The organism is Halobacillus sp. AWM4_238 (assembly GCF_056158265.1).
In genome coordinates this window covers 1,978,631-1,997,238 of sequence record NZ_JBSWSY010000002.1, presented here as the reverse complement: position 1 = coordinate 1,997,238, position 18,608 = coordinate 1,978,631, and the positions used below count along the sequence as shown (strand labels likewise).

The window sequence follows — 18,608 nt, the reverse complement described above, 5'->3', positions numbered from 1 at the left end:
AATCTTCCCCTTTCTTAAGTATCATTATAAAACGAAATGGCTAAAAAATCTATGGTTGTCTGAGTCTCTGTCCATTAATATTGAGAACTATTATCATTTTATCTTTTTTCTTTTCTTTTGTAAAATAGAAAAAAACGTAACATCATAAGGGAGAGAATACGGATGGGGAAACAGCAAAAGGTGCGGGTAGACGTCTATGGAGCCGAAGTGAAATGTGCCAGCTGTGTCAATGCACCTGGTTCTAGAGAAACATTTGAGTGGCTTCAGGCAGCGATTGGAAGGAAGTATCACGATTCAAGGGTGACCTACCATTACTATGATATCCATGAAGAACGTGAGGGTGGAGCTGATCACCCTATTATCCAACAACTTTTAGATGAAGAACTGTTTTATCCTCTGGTCCTCGTTGAAGATGAAGTGGTTGGGGAAGGAAACCCGAGGTTGAAAAAAATATACCAGGCTTTGGATAAGCATGGGTTAGAGACTAAGGAAAATGCATAGCAGATATGATGGACGGTATGATATGATTAGGGGCAGATAGGGTTTCATCCCATATAGAGGTGAAGCGGATGAATCCATTAATTGAATTTTGTATTAACAACTTGGTCAGTGGATCGCAAGAAGCAAAAGAAACGCTTGAGAAGGATCCTGATCTTGATGTAGTCGATTATGGTTGTTTAAGAAACTGTGGACTATGTTCCCAGATGTTATATGCAGTAGTAGAAGGAGAACGTATCATGGCCGACACACCTGACGAATTGGTCGATAAGATTTATGAACATTTGGATGAAACCCTATAAACGGTGTAGCCATGGGAGTAAAAAGGTATCCTTAATGCAAGGGTGCCTTTTGTTTACGAATACGGGATGTTTGATAAAAAGTTCCGCCATTTAGTATACTGACGATAAGAAGAGAAAGGAGAGGCTTGGTATGATTCTGAATATCACAGAAGCCGCAAGTCACCAAATCAAAGAGATGATGAAAGAAGAAGAAGGAGACGTTCGTCTTCGTTTCGGTGTAAAAGGTGGAGGCTGCAGTGGATTGTCTTATGCCATGGGCTTCGAAGATGACATCAATGAGGAACTTGATCTTGTAGAGGAGTCTAGTGGGATCCCGGTAGTCATTAACCGACAGGACGCCGCTATTGTTGAAGGTACGACGATCGACTTCAAGCAGAATATGATGGGTGGCGGTTTTACCATTGATAACCCGAATGCCATTGTTTCCTGTGGTTGTGGATCTTCATTTAAAACGGCAACAAACGCTGGGACGCCAGATCCCAATTGTTAATAACAAACCTTTCTGTGTACACAGAAAGGTTTTTTTCTTGTTTTGGATATAAAAAAGGAAGAAGCCCTGTTGTTGAAGGGCTTCTTCCTTTTCGTTTTATGAAAACATGCTCGTTGAGTGTTTTGGTTGAACACGAGCACCTGGGTCGATATATGCTTTGGCATTGTTGACGGCTGTTGGGCCTTCACCAAAACCGGAAGCAATCAGTTTCACTTTACCAGGATATGTGCAAATATCTCCGGCTGCATAAATGCCTTTAATATTTGTTTCCATTTTAGAATTGACGACGATGCTGTTCTTTTCAATTTCAAGTTCCCAATCTTTGATCGGACCGAGGGAGGAAATGAAGCCGTAGTTTACGATCACATCGTCAACGTCGATGGTTTCTACCCGTTCACCTTTTACCTCTTTTAATTCCACCTGCTCAATGCGATCTTCGCCAATCATTTTTTCAGGGGTGAAAGGGGTCATGATCCTGACGTTCGACTCATTTAGTTGTGACACACTATGTTCGTGCGCTCTGAATTTATCTCTTCTATGGACGAGTGTTACTTGTTCAGCGATTGGCTCAAGCATGAGTGCCCAGTCAACTGCAGAGTCTCCGCCTCCAGCAATCATGACTTTTTTGTCGCGGAATTTGTCCATATTGCTGACGTGGTAATGGAGGTTTGTTTCTTCGAAGCGTTCGGTGTTTTCAATTTTCAACTTTCTTGGTTGGAAGGCACCGTTACCTGCTGTGATAATAATAGTCTTCGTGTAGTGAACGTCCTTGTCTGTCGTCAGTTTAATGGTTTCGTCATCCATTCTTTCTACAGAAACCACTTCCTGATTTAAAGAAATCGTAGGATTGAACATCATCGCTTGTTCCTCTAAATTGTCGACAAGTTCCTGTGCTCGTACTTTTGGAAATCCGGCAACATCGAAAATGTATTTCTCAGGGTAGAGAGCTGTAAGCTGGCCTCCCAGATGAGGAAGGCTTTCAATGATGTTTACACTTGCTTCGCGCATTCCACCATAGAATGCGGTAAATAAACCGACCGGCCCACCACCGATAACCGTTATATCATATATTTTTTCACTCATAATAAACCTCCTGATGAAAATTTCACTAAAATACATTCTATCATAAAAAATTTTCTGATGGGAACAATGGGGGTATGTAAACCTTTTCAAAAAGGTAATTGATCGATAATTCCGATAAAGGGCTTTTGGGTTGAAAATGATAAGAAAAACGACTAAGATGAAAATAGACCATATTGTAAGAATTTGTGACAATTTTCACCTGAAACGATCTCAGGTTTTTTTTCATGTTTTCTTGTGTGAAACTTGTCACAAGCATTAGCCAACGGATCATTATTAAGAGATGGAAGTGATTAATCATGAGGAACCCTAACATTGTGATTCTCGGTGCCGGTTATGGCGGGATCATGACAGCAGTGAAGTTACAAAAAAGCCTAGGTGCAAATGATGCAAATGTGACACTTGTTAATAAGCACAGTTACCATTACCAAACAACTTGGTTGCATGAAAATGCTGCAGGTACCTTACACCATGACCGCACACGCATCCAAATTAGCGATGTTGTCAATACGAGTAAGGTGAATTTTGTACAAGATACCGTGACGGATATCCAGCCTGAAGAAAAGAAAGTATTGCTTGAAAACGGGGAGCTTTCTTACGATTACCTAGTTATTGGACTTGGTTTCGAGGCAGCTACGTTCGGAATTTCCGGGTTGAAAGAGAATGCTTTCACCATTAACAGCATCAACAGTGCGCGTTTAATTCGTCAGCACATTGAATATAACTTCGCAAAATATAATAATGAAGCGGAGAAAAAACAAGAACGCTTGAACATCGTCGTAGGTGGGGCTGGATTCACAGGGATCGAATTCGTAGGTGAGCTTGCGAACCGTGTGCCTGAACTTTGCAAAGAATATGACATCCCACGTGAAAACGTGCGTATTATTAACGTGGAAGCTGCTCCAACAGCACTCCCAGGGTTCGATCCTGAACTTGTAGAGTACGCGATGAATTCCTTGGAAGCGCGAGGCGTCGAATTTAAAATCGGAGCGATGATTAAAGAAGTCACTGAAAACAAGCTCGTTTTCGAAAAAGACGAGCAGCGTGAAGAAATTGAAACAAACACGGTTGTATGGGCTGCTGGTGTACGTGGTAATTCTCTCGTAGAAAAAGCAGGGTTCGAAGCAAACCGTGGACGTATCCCAGTTGGAGATGATTTGCGACCAGGAGGTTATGGCGATGTCTTCATTATTGGGGACTGTGCTTTGATTATGAACGAGGAAACAGGACGTCCTTATCCCCCAACAGCGCAGATTGCCATTCAGCAAGCTGAACAAACAGCAGCGAATATCACTCGTCTTGTAAGAGGAGAAGATCATCTTGAGCCATTTGAGCCGGACTTAAAAGGGACCGTAGCCTCTCTTGGTCACGATGATGCGATAGGTGTAGTCTTTGACGATAAGAAATTGTTCGGTTGGTCAGCGACAGCGATGAAGAAAATCATCGATAACCGCTATCTTCTCAAACTAGGTGGCATTCCACTTGTCCTTAAAAAAGGTAAACTAAACTTCTTCCATTAATACTATGAAAAGCGAAAGCAACCCCACTGCTTTCGCTTTTTTATGTTGAATTTTAATTACTGCTCTTCAAGATAAACTCCCTTTAGTTGAAGACTCAGTTTCGAGACTTTTGTTGAGTGGGTGGGGCTGCGGGGAATAGCTCGCTTTCCGCGGGAGCGCGGTGAGCCTCCTCGGACTGCGTCCTGTGGGGTCTCACCCTGCACTTTTTTCCCGCAGGAGTCTCGCCATTCCCCTCCGCCCCAAGGATAGAGCTCATAACCGCTTGTTATAGACCGCTTTCTTACAATAGGTAGTGGTGGAAGATGCTCCTTCCTGGTATAGGGGTTCGTTACTCACAATATCAAATGGGGTGGTTGGGCAGCAGCGAGACTCCCGTGGGAGAAAGGAGATCGGCGAGATCCCGCAGGGCGGTAGCCCGAGGAAGCTCGCCACTCCCCCACAGGAAAGCGAGTTGCTTCCCAACCACCCCTGACGCTCAACTCAGCAACGAACCCCGAAACATCCCGAAAGTGAGTCTTCCACAATCCTGCCAGTTTGTTTAGTAGTAAGTGAGGGATTGGAAGGAGGGGGAGCCTCTTGCGCTTTTTATGTAACCGTTATAGAATGAGGTTTGGATTCGTTTGTGTTTCGTTGAACATACATAGGGGGAAACGTTAGTGAATATCGTGCAGTTCATCGTGTCAATGTTGTTATTTTTTGTGCTATTCTTCGGAATCTCATTCTTATTGAATATGATTTTACGTTCTTCGTGGTTAATGGCTTTCGTTTATCCAGTCATCGTGCTATTGATCGTTGATGACTTTACCTGGACAAAATACTTTTCAGCTCCAGGGACCGCGTTTCCTACAGTGTTTGAACAAATATCCAACCTGAAACTTGTAGATATTGTCATTTTAGCGAGTGGATTCGTCGGTACCATAGTGGCTGGCATTGTTATTAAGAAATTACGTAAAAGTGGTTATCAAATGTTTTAAAATGGAACAGCTAATCGTACATTGTGCGATTGGCTGTTTTTTCGTAGAGCGGAGATGAGGGCGCGTTTGAATAAAAAAATGGAGCTTGGACATGATTACACCTAGAGGTGATTTCATGAACAAACGGACGAAGTCTATCTTTTTTATTCTTCTGTTCAGCTTTGCTCTTTATAGTACGTTTACGAATGTAACAAACCTATCGCTCTCAGACTTTGACGAATGGATGGCATCTAAATGGCGGAAGGAATCTTTAGATGGGGAGATTCTTCTTCAAAAAGAACAAGATTTTTCTGAGAAAAGCTTAAAAATAAAAAATGCTCCACAGACCCATGTATCCAGTGCTGTCATTGAAGCGGTGGAATTGTTGGAGGATACCATTGATTTCAGTCAATACCCAAGCCGTGAAGTTGTAGCGACTGGTTATACAGCGGGGTATGAGTCAACAGGTAAAACCCCAGATCACCCTGGGTATGGAGTAACGTATTCAGGTGTAAATGTGAAGCGCGATTTATACTCTACCATTGCTGCTGATTTAAATACTTTTCCGTTAGGGACCGTACTGTTTATTCCTGGTTACGGGTATGGAGTGGTTGCAGATATTGGCGGGGCAATCAAAGGGAACAAACTTGATCTTTATTTCCCGACGGTGAATGACGTTTACAATCAATGGGGAAAACAAACCCTAGAAGTTTATGTGGTGGAAGAGGGGAACGGACGACTATCTGAAGAAGATTTAAAGAAGTTGAACGAGGATGAATCGTTGCAGGTATTTCGGTCACAGATGACTCAGTAAAAAATCTCTTCCGTGGTAAGAACCAGGAAGAGATTTTTTTATTTAATAGAAGAAGGAATGAAGAAGAAAGGTGAGCAGAATACCAGTGAGTCCGCCGAAGAAAACCTCAATAGGCTGGTGACCCAAAAGTTCTTTTAGTTCTTCTTTCTTTTGATAGCCTTCTTTTTGCTGCCAGCTCTTGGCTTCACTTACAAATCGGTTAAAATCGTTTAGTAAAATATTCAACATAATGGCTTGTTCCCCAGTTTGACGCCTTACTCCTGTACTATCAAACATGACGATAATACTGAAAACACAGGCAATAGCAAATACGGATGAGCCGAATCCTTGTTCAATCCCAACCCCTGTGGCAAGCGCGGTAACTGCTGCGGAGTGACTGCTGGGCATGCCGCCTGTACTGAAAGCCAGGCTGGTATTCAATTGTCTGGAAGCTATAAATTGAATTGGTATTTTGATTACTTGGGCGAAAAAAATAGCAGCAATTGACGCCCAAAGGGGGAAGTTTTGCACTAAATCTATTAGCATCATGACATCCTTTCTGATCTTTCGGGGAATAGAAATGACAATCTATGTAGTTGTTCATTCATACAATCAAGCATGGGTGAACAGGATCAAGTGCATACAAAATCGATGGATATGTCCTTTTATGTAACGTTCATATGGTGATGGAGCAAGGTCATTATACCATATGTTTTATGGGCCGAGATAGTTATATTCATGTTAAGTTAAGAAAGAAGAGCGAATCTTTTTCGTGAGGAACCATGGTGAAATTGTGTATACTTAATTTGGAGGTGTATCATTATGTATACTGTAACGAACGAATGGCAAGATGCAGAAACCTTGCTGGTCGGTCTTTTTGAAGAAAAAGAGATCAACGATCCGATCATCGCTAAAGTGAAACATTCATGTGGAGTCGATCTTGGTGCCTACATAGAGGCTGGACATTTATCAATGGAGAGAAATAAACTGGATAAGGTTCTAGTCATGAATGAAAGTCATTTGAAAAGTATTTATGTTATTGGACTTGGTTCATCACATATATTGGATGAGAACAAATACCGTAAAGCATGCGGTCGTGTATTTCAAAGCTTAATTAAAGCCGGAGTGTCGTCCGTGACTATTTTACTTGAAAGTGTTATTCCTGCTGGAGGAGACTTCGAGCAGTACTCCTCTCTTCTTTCAGAAGCTATGCTGACGTCAACGTACCGTCTCCCTTCTTTTAAAACCAATCAAAAAGAACCAGTCGACATCAACGAACTCATTGTTTGGACAGAACATGAGGAGAAGGCTGTCCTTCAATCTTTATATAGAGGACAAGCCTTTGGTGATGGAGTGAATACGGCAAGGTATTTGGTCCATCTGCCTGCGAATATTCTGACAGCTTCTGAAATGGCAGAGTTCGCTACAACGATGGCAGAAGACTATCAATTTGAGTTAAGCATCCTAGAAAAAGAAGATATGGAAGAACTGGGAATGGGAGCTTTATTGGCTGTTAATCAAGGATCAATAGAACCCCCTAAAATGATTGTGCTCAAGTATAAGGGATTAGAAGAATGGAAAGATGTCACAGCCCTCGTTGGAAAAGGAATTACGTATGACACTGGTGGCTATTCGATTAAACCAAAAACCGGAATGCCGGGAATGAAGGGGGACATGGGAGGAGCAGCAGCTGTTCTCGGCGCTATGGAGACTATTGGTCAATTGAAGCCGAAGAAAAACGTGATTGCTGTGATTCCATCTTCCGATAATATGATCTCTGGCGATGCGTTCAAGCCGGATGATGTCATTACATCTATGAGTGGTTTAACAATTGAAGTGTTGAACACAGATGCAGAAGGCCGCCTTGCGCTTGCTGACGGGGTCACATACGCGCAGAGTCAGGGAGCGGATCGAGTTATTGATGTTGCTACTCTGACAGGAGGCGTCGTAACAGCACTCGGATCCTGGATGACAGGGGCTATGACAAATGATGAACGTTTCTATAAAGATGTTGAGGAGGCAGGGAAATCAGTAGGAGAACCGATGTGGCTGCTGCCTTACAATGATGATTATAAAGCACAAGTGCGAAAAAGTGTGATAGCTGATTTAAATAACTCACCGACGAGAAAAGCCCATGCAATTATGGGGGGAGCGTTTGTCGGTGCCTTCGTTGAAAAAGTACCATGGGTCCATTTGGATATTGCCGGTACGTCCGTGGCTGAAGGGGCTCATGAGTTGGGTCCAAAAGGTCCGACAGGGGTCATGTCGAAAACGTTAGCCCAGTATATTGTAAGATAATAGTAAAACCTCCCGGGTCCGGGAGGTTTTTTTATGTAAGATAAGTTTAGACCCTGCACCTCAAAGCAAGGGACGTATACCATATAGGGAGGTTAAGAGCAGGGGGCTGGGAGATGTTCCTACTTACGTCGTTGTACCTTAAAATGCGGGCCTTGTCACGCAGGCGTGCAATCCTAAAAAAGATAAAAAAGAGTGAAGGGACCGTTCTTTTTATTTATACAGGGAATGAGGCTTATTTCGGAAAACTGGAAAGGGTATGGGAGGGGGAAGTTGCTATTACAATTGGGGACCGGATCTATGCTGTGAATATCAATGAAATTGAGGGAATAGGGCCAAAATGAAAGCACCCACTACATTGGTAGGGGTGCTTTTTCATTAGTCTTGAATCGCTGCTTCTAGAGCGACTTCGATCATTTCGTTGAATGTCGTTTGGCGTTCTTCTGCTGTCGTTTCTTCACCAGTCAGGATATGGTCACTAACTGTCAAAACGGATAGAGCCTGACGGTTGTATTTGGCTGCTAACGTGTAAAGAGCTGTGGTTTCCATTTCTACAGCGAGCACGTTATACTTCGCAAGTAGGTTGAAAAGATCCATCGCTTGATCACGGTAAAAGCTATCACTAGTAAAGACGTTTCCGACTTTTAGCTTCAAGCCCTTTTCTGTTCCCGCATCGTACGCGTTCTTCAGCAGATTGAAATCAGCCGTCGGTGCAAAGTCAATGCCACCGAAGACCATGCGGTTCATTTGTGAATCCGTTGTGGACGTTGATGCAAGGATGACATCACGCACTTTCACATCGCTTTGCAATGCTCCACATGAGCCAACGCGAATCAGTTTTTGAACGCCGTAGCTTTCCATCAATTCATTGATGTATATGGAGATGGATGGAACACCCATGCCTGTTCCCTGCACGGAAATTCTTTCTCCTTTATAAGTACCTGTATAACCGTACATGCCTCGTACTTCGTTATAGCATGTCGCATCTTCTAAAAAGTTTTCTGCAATGTATTTCGCTCGTAGCGGATCACCGGGAAGAAGGATCTTGTCTGCAATATCTCCAGGTTTCGCCCCAATATGTGTTGTCATGGATATGACCTCCTCCATTACTTTTGACTATATAAAATTACCATACCCTTGAATAGAAAACAAATACGAAAAAGCGCTGTCATTTGTTCTTTTATCCGAAATATTGTTTTTCTAAATCATCCAGCTGATTTTTCGCGCTCTGGTTGAATTCCGTTTCTCTTCTTTCAAGCTTTGCTTTAAGAACATTGACCGCTTCTTTCAGTGACTCTTCATATGAAGGAATGTCCCCCTCAAAGGGCTTAACGGCTTCTTTTTGTACATTCGCTTTTTCATTGTAGCTTAGAGCTTTCCGCTGATGGAAAAAGACTTCTTCTGTTTTACCAGGGTTATGAAGATCCCCTTGCATCGGGTGCTTATCAACAGCCAGTACCTTTACAAGATAAAAGCGGTTTCGGTCTTCTACGACCTCACCGATGTAAACGCCTGTTTTATAATGGGCTTTTACGATTGAACCGTCTGGAAATTCTGACATCCTCTCACTCCTCTTCCATTGCTTTCTCTATTGTAACAAAAATTGAAATTGTGAAGATATCGTGAAGCTCTTCATGGAAGTGGGGGATTTTTGATATACTGCATTATAGAAGGATGTGTTGCCTTATGATGGAATTTCTTTATTTTCCTCAAGATAAATCAGAGTATATTCCAGCGATCATCATGTTAATGCTTTTTATTGTCTTTGCCGCGATCACAATGATTTGGTTCATTAAAGTTTCTCAAAAAGAAGAACAGAAAGTAGACCAAGCCTACAAAGTAGACGAGCATGTAAATAATCAAAGTGAAAAGCCACGTTAGGGATAAGCCTGACGTGGCTTTTGTTATATTTTTATGAACCGGTGGAGATACTATCCATGGAGTATTTCATGGAACGGAGGATTTATATGAGAGTTTCAACCGGGTTATTCATAGCGTTGCTATTCCTTTTAGCTGGATGTACGGGGGAAGAACGTTCTCCGTTGAAAACATCGATCTATAATGCCGATAATGATAAAATCGGGACGGCAACATTCACCGAACAGCCGGAAGGTGTCGAGGTGAAATTGAAAGTAGAAGGACTCGAGCCGGGAATGCACGCGGTTCATATTCATGAGTTTCCGAAATGTGAAGCTCCTGATTTCAAGAGTGCAGGAAATCATTTCAACCCCCTTTCCAAAGAACATGGTCTTATGAATCCAAAAGGAGCTCACGTTGGGGATATGCCCAATGTCGAAGCGGACCAAAGTGGTATGGTCGACACTAAGTTAATGTTGCCAGAAGCTAAACTGAAAGAAGGGCAGAAGTCTTTGCTGAGAGATGAAGGGACTTCCATCGTGCTTCATAGTGGGCAGGATGATGGGATGACACAACCCGCTGGGGACTCTGGGGAACGAATTGCATGTGGGAAAATTACTCTGAAAGCGGACGAAGATGAAACAAGTGACCCAACAGAACCAGATAAGAAGCAAGAAGGAAATTAAAAAAGGTCTCCCTTAAAGGGGACCTTTTTATTGTTCTCGTGCTTTCGCAGCGTCGATTATACGGGTAACGCCATCTTCGATGATTGATTTTGGCGCGGCTATGTTGAGGCGCATGAACCCTTCACCTTCTTCGCCAAAAGAAACTCCATCATTTAATCCGACTTTCGCTTCCTTTTGCATGAAAGTCTTTAACTGACGTTGGTTCAACTCCAACTTCCTACAATCCACCCATAGAAGGTAGGTGCCTTCTGCTGGGAAAACACGGATCAAAGATGTTTCCTTATGAAAGCGGTCCATGACGTAATCCCGATGGTCTTCTAATACATTCATCAATCCTCTCAACCATTCTTCCCCATGCTGATAGGCCGCTTCCATGGCTGTCAGACCTAATGTATTCAACATCATCATGCCTTGGTTTTTAAACTGACGGTCGATTTTTTTCTTGTCTGCCTCAAGCGGGGTGACCACATAAGATGCCTGAAGCCCTGCCAGGTTGAACGTCTTAGTTGGGGATAAGCAGGTGATGGTTTGCTTGGAAGCTGCTTCTGACAAACTCGCTATAGGAACGTGAACGTTTCCTTGATAGATCAAATCGGCGTGAATTTCATCGGCAATCACTTTTACGTCATGCTTTAAACAGATGTCCATCATTTTTTCCAGTTCTGCTTTTTTCCACACCCTTCCTACTGGATTGTGAGGATTGCAAAGGATAAACATTGCTATGTGATTCTCTTTTATCTTCTTTTCAAAATCATCAAAATCAATCTCGTATTGCTCTCCGTTCAATTGCAGTGGGTTTTTCACCACGTGTCGTCCGTGGTCTTTGATGACGCTGTAAAAGGGAGGGTAGACAGGAGTCTGGATAAGGATATGATCCCCAATTTCAGTTAGTGACTGGATAATCATATGCAAAGATGGTATAACTCCAGGACTATAAGAGATCCAGTCCGGATCTACGTTCCATTGGTGTTGGTTTTCAAGCCAGTTTGTAATGCTTTCTTTGACTTTGCCGTCAGGAATCGTGTAGCCGAATATCCCGTGTTCTACTCTTTCTTTTAATGCATCTGTCACGGCTGATGGAGTCTTGAAGTCCATATCGGCGACCCACATCGGCAGTACTTCTTTATCTTGATAAAGATCTTCCGCCATATCCCATTTGACGGACCTTGTTCCTTTTCTTGATACGACTTCTTCAAAACGTTCCATTGCATTTCCTCCCATACTCCATTTTGTTATCTATCTTACCCGAATCAGACGGTTGAATGAAAATATGTTGTTTATTCAAATAAATGGCAGGTTTCTATAAGACTTGATTTCGAGACTTTTGCGGGAGTTACGGGGCTCCGGGAAAAGGTTCGCTTTCCGTGGGCGAGTGATGAGCCTCCTCGAGCTAACGCTCTGCGGGGTCTCATCTACCACGCACTTCCCACAGGAGTCTCACCGTTTCCCTCCGCCCCTCGGCCATGGAAGATTCTCGAAACCACACCTAAAAGATAAGCTTTTATCATTAACAATAGTGGATTATATAAACCGCTCCATAGAACGTAAAACCTTGATGCAGTACGCTTTATACTTCTAACAGTGGGATAGTGGAAGACAATCCAACATGGTAAAGGGGTTCGTTCTCTCCTACATCAAATGGGGTGGTTGGGAAGCTACGAGGCTCCCGTGGGAGAAAGGAGATCGGCGAGATCCCACAGGGCATTAGCCCGAGGAAGCTCGCCACTCCCCCACAGGAAAGCGAGTTGCTTCCCAACCCCCCCTGACGCCCAACACGGCAAACGAAACCCGGGAACATCTCGAAACTGAGTATTCCGCTAAAGGGAGCTTTTGTGGAATGAATAATGGGTTTTAACGGAGTGAAAAAGTCCAAAAAAAAAGCAAAGCGAACGTTCGCTCTGCTTACACAGGGGGAATACGAGAAAGTCTTACGTTATTCAATATAACCATCTTTCATAGTTTATAAACCTATTTTTTTATTTTTTTTGTTGATTTAAATCATAGAGAAGGTTCATTGCCCGAAGGACGTCTTGTTCTGAGAAGTCACGAGCTTTTTTAAGTAAGAGTTTTGAACGTTTTACGCCGACCTCTTGTATCAGTGATTGTAACTCTTCATCAATTACTGAGGAGTTTTCTTCATGGTTTTCTAACAACTCAGAGGCAGGGATATCAAGGACTGTTGAAATTTTTAGGATTGTATCCAATTCAGGAATTCGTTCGTCAGTTTCATAGCTTTCGAGAGTATGGACCCCTATCCTGGCTTTCAAAGCCAGTTCTTCCTTTGTAAAGTTTTTCAACTCACGGTATCTTCGAATGTTATTACCAGTAGACATAAACATACCTCCTCTGTTCTTACCTATATTATACCACTTTATTGGAAGGTGAATTTTAAACATTTTGAGAAGTTTAAGTTTACTTTGCTAAATGGTCTCTTTTGTGGTAAAATCATTTATTGCGTGAAAAGAAGCGAATAATAAATAAATCAGGAGTTGTATAGCATGTCAGATAAGTTTCAAGAAGGTCAAGTATTAGAAGGTAAAGTTACAGGAATTCAGCCATACGGTGCATTCGTTGCGCTAGATGAGCAAGTACAAGGTCTTGTACACATTTCAGAAGTGACTCACGGTTACGTAAAAGATATTAACGAGCACCTTTCAGAAGGTGACGAAGTTCAAGTGAAAATCTTGAATATCGATGAAAAGAGCAACAAATACTCTCTTTCTATCCGTGCGACACAAGAAGCTCCAAAAGCAACACGTCGCCCTCGCAAGCAAGCAGCTGCACCGAAGCAAGAAGAGTCAACAGCTGGTTTCAACACGCTTAAAGACAAGTTGGAAGATTGGATTAAGCAATCTGACGACCGCGAGAAATTCCGTAAATAAGCTGGATTGAAGAAGGACCTGCTCCATAGAACAGGTCCTTTTTTTATGGTTGCCTTTATTTTTTCAGACATGGTTATTCCACCTGATCAGTTGCTGGAGACTCCTCGTGCTCGGCCACCGGTGAGAAATAAAGGGATATGACAATAAGTCCGCTAATACCGACAAGTGTATAGATGACCCGCGCCAGCCATGCTCCTTGTTCACCACCACCGAACAGTCCAGCGACAAGGTCGTATTGGAATAATCCAATCAACCCCCAGTTTATTGCTCCCACAATGACTAGAAGAAGTGCTACACGATTTAACCAATTCATCCAAAACACCTCCTTTCATTCGTTCTCTCATAGCTTGAACACAGGGGGAAATATTATTCAATTGCATATCTTTTGAGAATGCCTCAAAAATCGGGGATAATACCATCGTACGCTTAGTTTAGAAAGGGGAATTTTCTAATGGATGCATTTACGTTTCATAATCCAACGAAATTAATATTCGGTAAAGATCAAATCAGTCAATTACCTTCTCAGCTACCTACAGATACTAAAAAAGTGCTGGTCGTCTATGGTGGAGGAAGTATTAAGAGAAATGGTGTCTATGACCAAGTGATGAGTCAGTTGAATGAAGCGGGTGTCGAAGTTCAGGAGCTTTCTGGAGTAGAGCCTAACCCTAAATTGACGACTGTAGAAAAAGGAGTCCAGATTTGTAAGGAAGAAAACATCGATTTTCTTCTTGCTGTAGGGGGAGGAAGTGTCATTGATTGCACAAAAACCATTGCAGCTGGTGCTAAATATGATGGAGCTCCTTGGGATCTGGTTACAAGAAAAGCGAAACCAGAATCAGCTCTTCCATTTGGAACAGTGCTGACTCTTGCTGCTACAGGATCCGAAATGAATGCAGGAGCTGTCATAACAAATTGGGAAACCAATGAAAAATACGGGTGGGGAGCAGCCCCATTAACAAACCCGACATTCTCGATCCTTGATCCTGCCTACACGGCGAGTGTTCCGAAAGATCAAACGATCTATGGAATTGTTGATATGATGACACACTTATTTGAACAATACTTCCATAATCCGACACAGTCACCTGTGCAAGATGAGATGGTAGAAGGGGTATTGAGAACGGTGATCGAAACAGCCCCTCAGCTGCTTGAAAACCTTGATTCACTGGAGCATAGAGAAACGATCTTGTATTCGGGTACCGTTGCACTGAATGGTATGCTTCAAATGGGGTACCGTGGGGATTGGGCGAGTCACAATATAGAACATGCGGTATCTGCTGTCTATGACATCCCACATGCCGGCGGACTGGCGATCTTATTCCCTAACTGGATGAAACACAACATGGAAGTCAACGAACAACGATTTGCTCGTCTGGCTACAAAAGTGTTCGGTGTCAACCCTGAAGGGAAAGGCGATAAAGAAGTCGCTGAAGAGGGCATCCAAGCTCTTCGTTCCTTCTGGAGTTCTATCGGAGCACCAGAAACATTGGCTGATTATGAAATTGGCGACGAAAAATTCGACATCATCGTCGATCGTGCAATGAAACGAGGACCATTTGGTAACTTCAATCAACTGCATGAAGAAGACGTTCAGAAAATCTTGGAGATGTCCAAATAGAAGAAACGCTAAAGTCGGAGGACCCCCTCCGACTTTTTTTATATACCTCAGCCCCAACCGCTTATTCAACTAAATGGCAGGTTTCTATAAGGCTTGATTTCGAGACTTTTGTGCTGTGGATAGGGGCTACGGGGAATAGCTCGCTTTCCGCGGGAGCGCGGTGAGCCTCCTCGGACTGCGTCCTGTGGGGTCTCACCCTGCACTTTTTTCCCGCAGGAGTCTCGCCATTCCCCTCCGCCCCTTTGCCATATAAGTATCTCGAAACCACTTTCAGAATTAGGCGCTTCCTATACGTATTGGGAGCTATAACACATATCTCCATCGTATGAATAGTGATCATAACCGCTTGTTATAGAGCGTTTTCTTATTATAGGTAGTGATGGTGAAAGGTGCTTCTTCCTGGTATAGGGGTTCGTTTCTCACATGATCGAATGGGGTGGTTGGGAAGCTGCGAGACTCCCGTGGGAGAAAGGAGATCGGCGAGATCCCACAGGGCATTAGCCCGAGGAAGCTCGCCACTCCCCCACAGGAAAGCGAGTTGCTTCCCAACCACCCCTGACACCCAACGCGGTTAACGAACCCCGGTTATGTCAAAACTGAGTCTTCCACAAACGGGAGCTTTTGTTGAGTTCGTTGGTTACTGAGAGATGTATGATGACATAATTTATCAATTTCATGAAAGTTTGCTATGTATCCGTTTACAATTTAGCGATTGCTTGATTTGAAGGTAAGGTTTCGATAAAGTGAAATTGGTTAAGCAAAAAATGACGATTGGGAGGGTCATAAATGACACATGTTCGTTTTGATTACGAAAAAGCTCTACCGTTCTTTGGTGAGCATGAACTAGAATATATGCAAGGAGCCGTATCCCTTGCCCATCAATCTCTCCATGAAAAAACTGGAGCAGGAAATGACTTTTTAGGATGGTTGGATTTACCAGAGGATTACGATAAAGAGGAGTTCGCTCGCATTAAGCAATCCGCTGAAAAGATCAAATCAGACTCCGATGTATTACTGGTGATCGGAATTGGTGGATCGTACTTAGGGGCACGTGCTGCGCTTGAAATGTTGAACCACAGCTTTTACAATGAGCTGTCTTCGCAAGACCGCAACACTCCACAGGTGTTCTTCGTGGGAAACAGCATCAGTGCACCATATATGAATGAACTTTTTGATGTACTTAAGAATAAAGATGTATCCATCAATGTCATCTCGAAGAGTGGGACGACAACAGAGCCTGCAATTGCTTTCCGTATCTTCCGTAAGTTCCTTGAAGAGAAGTATGGGGTAGAAGAAGCGCGTAAACGTATTTATGCAACGACAGACAAAGAAAAAGGGGCGCTTAAGACGCTGGCTAACGAACAAGGCTACGAGTCTTTCGTCGTACCTGACGATGTGGGCGGTCGTTATTCTGTGTTGACTGCAGTTGGTCTTCTTCCAATTGCGGCAAGCGGCATTGACATTGATGAAATGATGAAAGGTGCTCAAGCTGCACAGAGTGAGTTGAGCACGGAGAAGTTATCTGAGAACCCTGCGTATCAGTACGCAGCCGTTAGAAATGTTCTTTACAACAAAGGTAAAACAATTGAAATGCTCGTGAACTATGAGCCATCTCTTCAATATTTTGCAGAGTGGTGGAAGCAGTTGTTCGGTGAAAGTGAAGGAAAAGACCAAAAAGGAATTTTCCCAGCTTCAGCAAACTTCTCCACGGATTTGCACTCTCTTGGACAATATGTACAGGAAGGGCGCCGTGACCTGTTTGAAACGGTCTTACATGTAGAAACACCATCCTCAGATATTACTATTGAAGAAGATGGTCAGAACTTGGACGGACTCAATTACCTTGCAGGTGGAACAGTCGATGAGGTAAATGAAAAAGCCTATCTTGGTACAATGCTTGCACATACAGACGGCGATGTGCCAAACTTGATCTTGCACCTGCCTAAGCGTGATGCTTTTACGTTCGGCTATTTGGTTTACTTCTTTGAAAAAGCATGTGCCATCAGTGGTTATCTGTTAGGTGTGAATCCGTTTGATCAGCCAGGCGTAGAGGCGTATAAAGTGAACATGTTCGCCCTTCTAGGCAAGCCAGGATTCGAAAAAGAAAAAGAAGAACTTGAAAAACGTTTGAAATAAAAAAGAGAAGCTCAGGTCATCCAAAAAATGGATGACCTGAGCTTTTTTCGTTTGGGCATAGTAAGAAATAAAGGAGTGATGACAGTGATTCCATTATCTTCACCGATTACAGGGCAGGTCTACACGTATAACGATGTGGAAAGCGAACTGAAGGCACTCGGGTTTAAGCTTTCCGACAACTGGGACTATGAACATGGATATTTTGATTATAAGATTGATGATCATGTCGGATACCAGTTCATACGTCTTCCATTCGTCGTAACCTCTGGCTCATTGGACGCCCCTGGTGATTATGCCATGATTGAAATGAAGGAACCGTTCTTACTTTCACATAAATACAATCCGGGCCTCGATGACAACGTCAAAGAAGGAAACTTCCGTGCGATTTTCGATCAGTTTCAAGAGCCGGTGGATAAAGATGCTACTTTTCCTGAAGAACATGTAAATAAGGGAAGAGAGTTGCTTGCTCAAGTGGAACAAGTCTTACTTTCGAAGGGGTGAAAAAACAACAAGTACGTCTCCCTCTTCCAATACAATGTCAGGGTGAAGGTCGAAGGAGAGATCTTCCCCTTTTTTTATGCCGATGATTTGATAGTGCTCTTTCAGATAATGTTCAAATGCCTTGAGCATAGGTTTGCCAATGAGTTCACTGCAAATTTGTTCTTCATGAAATTGACGTTCTGTCAACAAGTTAAGAAGAAGTTCGAAAGGTTTGACGGGATCGTTGCGATAGAGCTCCTGGTAAAAGAGGCTGCTCATGAAGTCATTAGAACGGATGATTGTGTTGGCACCTGCTCGTTCTGCATTGATTTTTTGCTTTTCAGTCAATACTTCAGCGATGATGAACAATCCTGGGTGATGCCCTTTTAACGAGACAATCTGATGTATAACGGTTTGATCGGACTGCTCTTCTTCCATAGATGGATCAGCGGTTATAATTGCCATCCTTGCTTCACTCACATTGGCATGTTCAAGTGTCTCTTCGTTTGTTGCACTTCCGTTAATGAAATGTACACTGGATAAACGCTGATAAAATTGGTTCATCGTCCGGTCGATGAGAACGATTCTTTCCTGAAGGTTTTGTTCTTCCAACATGTCTAACAAGTGCCGTGTCCGTTCATTCCAGCCAACTAAGATTAAGTGATCGCTTCCTTTGTACGGGACTTTTCCCTCCGATAAATCCGTTTCATGTTTAACTGTTGATGCGGAAAGGGTGGCCATATAGAAGGTCACAAGTCCCCCGCCTGAGAGTATTAGAAGAATCGCGATAATTTTTCCTGATGTACTCAAAGGGACATAATCACCATAACCAACAGTGGCACCAGTTACAAAGGCCCACCAAAGACCATCAAAAAATGTAGGGAAATTTTGCGGTTCGATGATATGGATGATCATTCCGAATAATGTCATGATAAACAATACGGTCGTTAATAACCGCAAAAACAGCGGCATTTGAAAGTATAGGCGGATTAAGGATTGCATGCCATACGCCCCTTTT

The 18,608-nt window shown here is 43.0% G+C and carries 22 protein-coding genes; 14 read left to right on the top strand and 8 right to left on the bottom strand.

Translation table 11 applies throughout. The annotated features are described in order from the left end of the window. The first annotated feature begins 162 nt into the window (after nt 1-162). From ACXACN_RS10275 to ACXACN_RS10265, 3 genes are all read left to right on the top strand, one after another. On the top strand, nt 163-501 hold the full coding sequence (locus tag ACXACN_RS10275) for a YuzD family protein (RefSeq protein WP_474964238.1): 339 nt from the start codon (nt 163-165) through the stop codon (nt 499-501). Nucleotides 502-569: 68 nt separating this feature from the next. After that, nucleotides 570-800, top strand: coding sequence for a YuzB family protein (locus tag ACXACN_RS10270; RefSeq protein ID WP_474964237.1), 231 nt, complete (start codon nt 570-572; stop codon nt 798-800). A 130-nt stretch (nt 801-930) separates the two neighbouring features. Beyond that, entirely contained in the window at nt 931-1,290 is a 360-nt protein-coding gene (locus tag ACXACN_RS10265) for a HesB/IscA family protein (RefSeq protein ID WP_160913082.1), read from the top strand. A gap of 96 nt (nt 1,291-1,386) precedes the next feature. Here ACXACN_RS10265 and ACXACN_RS10260 read toward each other — a convergent pair whose 3' ends face one another. Further along, the gene (locus tag ACXACN_RS10260; protein ID WP_474964235.1) at nt 1,387-2,373 is read right to left on the bottom strand and encodes an NAD(P)/FAD-dependent oxidoreductase; all 987 of its coding nucleotides are present in this window, start codon (nt 2,371-2,373) and stop codon (nt 1,387-1,389) included. 296 nt (nt 2,374-2,669) lie between these two features. Between ACXACN_RS10260 and ACXACN_RS10255 the strand changes: the two genes are divergently transcribed. The 3 genes from ACXACN_RS10255 to ACXACN_RS10245 all read left to right on the top strand — a co-directional run bounded on the left by ACXACN_RS10255 (nt 2,670) and on the right by ACXACN_RS10245 (nt 5,657). Further along, entirely contained in the window at nt 2,670-3,890 is a 1,221-nt protein-coding gene (locus tag ACXACN_RS10255) for an NAD(P)/FAD-dependent oxidoreductase (protein ID WP_474964234.1), read from the top strand. 656 nt (nt 3,891-4,546) lie between these two features. Further along, complete coding sequence (locus tag ACXACN_RS10250) at nt 4,547-4,864, top strand: YuiB family protein (RefSeq protein ID WP_474964232.1); 318 nt, start codon at nt 4,547-4,549, stop codon at nt 4,862-4,864. A gap of 91 nt (nt 4,865-4,955) precedes the next feature. Continuing rightward, a complete protein-coding gene (locus ACXACN_RS10245; RefSeq protein WP_474964231.1) occupies nt 4,956-5,657 on the top strand; it encodes a 3D domain-containing protein in 702 nt (233 codons plus the stop codon). 42 nt (nt 5,658-5,699) lie between these two features. On the opposite strand, the gene ACXACN_RS10240 is transcribed toward ACXACN_RS10245, so the two are convergent. Next, complete coding sequence (locus ACXACN_RS10240) at nt 5,700-6,176, bottom strand: divergent PAP2 family protein (protein ID WP_474966849.1); 477 nt, start codon at nt 6,174-6,176, stop codon at nt 5,700-5,702. 282 nt (nt 6,177-6,458) lie between these two features. Between ACXACN_RS10240 and ACXACN_RS10235 the strand changes: the two genes are divergently transcribed. After that, nucleotides 6,459-7,934, top strand: coding sequence for a leucyl aminopeptidase (locus tag ACXACN_RS10235; protein ID WP_474964230.1), 1,476 nt, complete (start codon nt 6,459-6,461; stop codon nt 7,932-7,934). 113 nt (nt 7,935-8,047) lie between these two features. Next, entirely contained in the window at nt 8,048-8,275 is a 228-nt protein-coding gene (locus ACXACN_RS10230; RefSeq protein WP_474964228.1) for a hypothetical protein, read from the top strand. 34 nt (nt 8,276-8,309) lie between these two features. On the opposite strand, the gene deoD is transcribed toward ACXACN_RS10230, so the two are convergent. Beyond that, nucleotides 8,310-9,020 (bottom strand): purine-nucleoside phosphorylase, encoded by a 711-nt coding sequence (gene deoD / locus ACXACN_RS10225; RefSeq protein ID WP_089654133.1) that lies wholly within the window; start codon nt 9,018-9,020, stop codon nt 8,310-8,312. A 91-nt stretch (nt 9,021-9,111) separates the two neighbouring features. Then, entirely contained in the window at nt 9,112-9,492 is a 381-nt protein-coding gene (kapB, locus tag ACXACN_RS10220; RefSeq protein ID WP_474964227.1) for a kinase-associated lipoprotein KapB, read from the bottom strand. A 125-nt stretch (nt 9,493-9,617) separates the two neighbouring features. Here kapB and ACXACN_RS10215 point away from each other — a divergent pair, with 125 nt between their 5' ends. Together ACXACN_RS10215 and ACXACN_RS10210 are read left to right on the top strand one after the other, a co-directional pair. After that, a complete protein-coding gene (locus ACXACN_RS10215; RefSeq protein ID WP_474964226.1) occupies nt 9,618-9,812 on the top strand; it encodes a hypothetical protein in 195 nt (64 codons plus the stop codon). 56 nt (nt 9,813-9,868) lie between these two features. Continuing rightward, complete coding sequence (locus tag ACXACN_RS10210) at nt 9,869-10,474, top strand: superoxide dismutase family protein (RefSeq protein ID WP_474964225.1); 606 nt, start codon at nt 9,869-9,871, stop codon at nt 10,472-10,474. 27 nt (nt 10,475-10,501) lie between these two features. Here the strand turns inward: ACXACN_RS10210 and ACXACN_RS10205 are convergent, their stop codons facing one another. Further along, nucleotides 10,502-11,680 carry a MalY/PatB family protein gene (locus ACXACN_RS10205; protein ID WP_474964223.1) on the bottom strand — a complete coding sequence of 393 codons (1,179 nt, stop codon included), beginning with the start codon at nt 11,678-11,680 and terminating at the stop codon, nt 10,502-10,504. 770 nt (nt 11,681-12,450) lie between these two features. Then, on the bottom strand, nt 12,451-12,807 hold the full coding sequence (locus ACXACN_RS10200; protein WP_474964222.1) for a helix-turn-helix domain-containing protein: 357 nt from the start codon (nt 12,805-12,807) through the stop codon (nt 12,451-12,453). Between the two features lie 165 nt (nt 12,808-12,972). Here ACXACN_RS10200 and yugI point away from each other — a divergent pair, with 165 nt between their 5' ends. Beyond that, nucleotides 12,973-13,356 (top strand): S1 domain-containing post-transcriptional regulator GSP13, encoded by a 384-nt coding sequence (gene yugI, locus ACXACN_RS10195; protein ID WP_474964221.1) that lies wholly within the window; start codon nt 12,973-12,975, stop codon nt 13,354-13,356. A 73-nt stretch (nt 13,357-13,429) separates the two neighbouring features. Here the strand turns inward: yugI and ACXACN_RS10190 are convergent, their stop codons facing one another. Further along, a complete protein-coding gene (locus ACXACN_RS10190) occupies nt 13,430-13,669 on the bottom strand; it encodes a DUF378 domain-containing protein (protein WP_474964219.1) in 240 nt (79 codons plus the stop codon). Between the two features lie 138 nt (nt 13,670-13,807). On the opposite strand from ACXACN_RS10190, the gene ACXACN_RS10185 reads away from it, so the two are divergent. The 3 genes from ACXACN_RS10185 to ACXACN_RS10175 all read left to right on the top strand — a co-directional run bounded on the left by ACXACN_RS10185 (nt 13,808) and on the right by ACXACN_RS10175 (nt 17,611). Further along, nucleotides 13,808-14,974 (top strand): iron-containing alcohol dehydrogenase, encoded by a 1,167-nt coding sequence (locus ACXACN_RS10185; RefSeq protein ID WP_474964218.1) that lies wholly within the window; start codon nt 13,808-13,810, stop codon nt 14,972-14,974. A 786-nt stretch (nt 14,975-15,760) separates the two neighbouring features. Next, nucleotides 15,761-17,110, top strand: a complete 1,350-nt coding sequence (locus tag ACXACN_RS10180; protein ID WP_474964216.1) for a glucose-6-phosphate isomerase — start codon at nt 15,761-15,763, stop codon at nt 17,108-17,110. 84 nt (nt 17,111-17,194) lie between these two features. Further along, nucleotides 17,195-17,611: a YugN-like family protein gene (locus ACXACN_RS10175; protein WP_474964215.1), complete on the top strand. Its 417-nt coding sequence runs from the start codon at nt 17,195-17,197 to the stop codon at nt 17,609-17,611. Here the strand turns inward: ACXACN_RS10175 and ACXACN_RS10170 are convergent. Continuing rightward, nucleotides 17,594-18,592: a potassium channel family protein gene (locus tag ACXACN_RS10170; RefSeq protein WP_474964213.1), complete on the bottom strand. Its 999-nt coding sequence runs from the start codon at nt 18,590-18,592 to the stop codon at nt 17,594-17,596. The genes ACXACN_RS10175 and ACXACN_RS10170 overlap by 18 nt on opposite strands. Nucleotides 18,593-18,608: the final 16 nt, after the last annotated feature.

Bases quoted from the DNA above. Each gene is read 5' to 3' on its own strand.
- ACXACN_RS10275 (WP_474964238.1), top strand. From the start codon at position 163: ATGGGGAAACAGCAAAAGGTGCGGGTAGACGTCTATGGAGCCGAAGTG.
- ACXACN_RS10270 (WP_474964237.1), top strand. From the start codon at position 570: ATGAATCCATTAATTGAATTTTGTATTAACAACTTGGTCAGTGGATCG.
- ACXACN_RS10265 (WP_160913082.1), top strand. From the start codon at position 931: ATGATTCTGAATATCACAGAAGCCGCAAGTCACCAAATCAAAGAGATG.
- ACXACN_RS10260 (WP_474964235.1), bottom strand. From the start codon at position 2,373: ATGAGTGAAAAAATATATGATATAACGGTTATCGGTGGTGGGCCGGTC.
- ACXACN_RS10255 (WP_474964234.1), top strand. From the start codon at position 2,670: ATGAGGAACCCTAACATTGTGATTCTCGGTGCCGGTTATGGCGGGATC.
- ACXACN_RS10245 (WP_474964231.1), top strand. From the start codon at position 4,956: ATGATTACACCTAGAGGTGATTTCATGAACAAACGGACGAAGTCTATC.
- ACXACN_RS10235 (WP_474964230.1), top strand. From the start codon at position 6,459: ATGTATACTGTAACGAACGAATGGCAAGATGCAGAAACCTTGCTGGTC.
- ACXACN_RS10230 (WP_474964228.1), top strand. From the start codon at position 8,048: ATGTTCCTACTTACGTCGTTGTACCTTAAAATGCGGGCCTTGTCACGC.
- deoD (WP_089654133.1), bottom strand. From the start codon at position 9,020: ATGACAACACATATTGGGGCGAAACCTGGAGATATTGCAGACAAGATC.
- kapB (WP_474964227.1), bottom strand. From the start codon at position 9,492: ATGTCAGAATTTCCAGACGGTTCAATCGTAAAAGCCCATTATAAAACA.
- ACXACN_RS10215 (WP_474964226.1), top strand. From the start codon at position 9,618: ATGATGGAATTTCTTTATTTTCCTCAAGATAAATCAGAGTATATTCCA.
- ACXACN_RS10210 (WP_474964225.1), top strand. From the start codon at position 9,869: ATGGAGTATTTCATGGAACGGAGGATTTATATGAGAGTTTCAACCGGG.
- ACXACN_RS10205 (WP_474964223.1), bottom strand. From the start codon at position 11,680: ATGGAACGTTTTGAAGAAGTCGTATCAAGAAAAGGAACAAGGTCCGTC.
- ACXACN_RS10200 (WP_474964222.1), bottom strand. From the start codon at position 12,807: ATGTCTACTGGTAATAACATTCGAAGATACCGTGAGTTGAAAAACTTT.
- yugI (WP_474964221.1), top strand. From the start codon at position 12,973: ATGTCAGATAAGTTTCAAGAAGGTCAAGTATTAGAAGGTAAAGTTACA.
- ACXACN_RS10190 (WP_474964219.1), bottom strand. From the start codon at position 13,669: ATGAATTGGTTAAATCGTGTAGCACTTCTTCTAGTCATTGTGGGAGCA.
- ACXACN_RS10185 (WP_474964218.1), top strand. From the start codon at position 13,808: ATGGATGCATTTACGTTTCATAATCCAACGAAATTAATATTCGGTAAA.
- ACXACN_RS10180 (WP_474964216.1), top strand. From the start codon at position 15,761: ATGACACATGTTCGTTTTGATTACGAAAAAGCTCTACCGTTCTTTGGT.
- ACXACN_RS10170 (WP_474964213.1), bottom strand. From the start codon at position 18,592: ATGCAATCCTTAATCCGCCTATACTTTCAAATGCCGCTGTTTTTGCGG.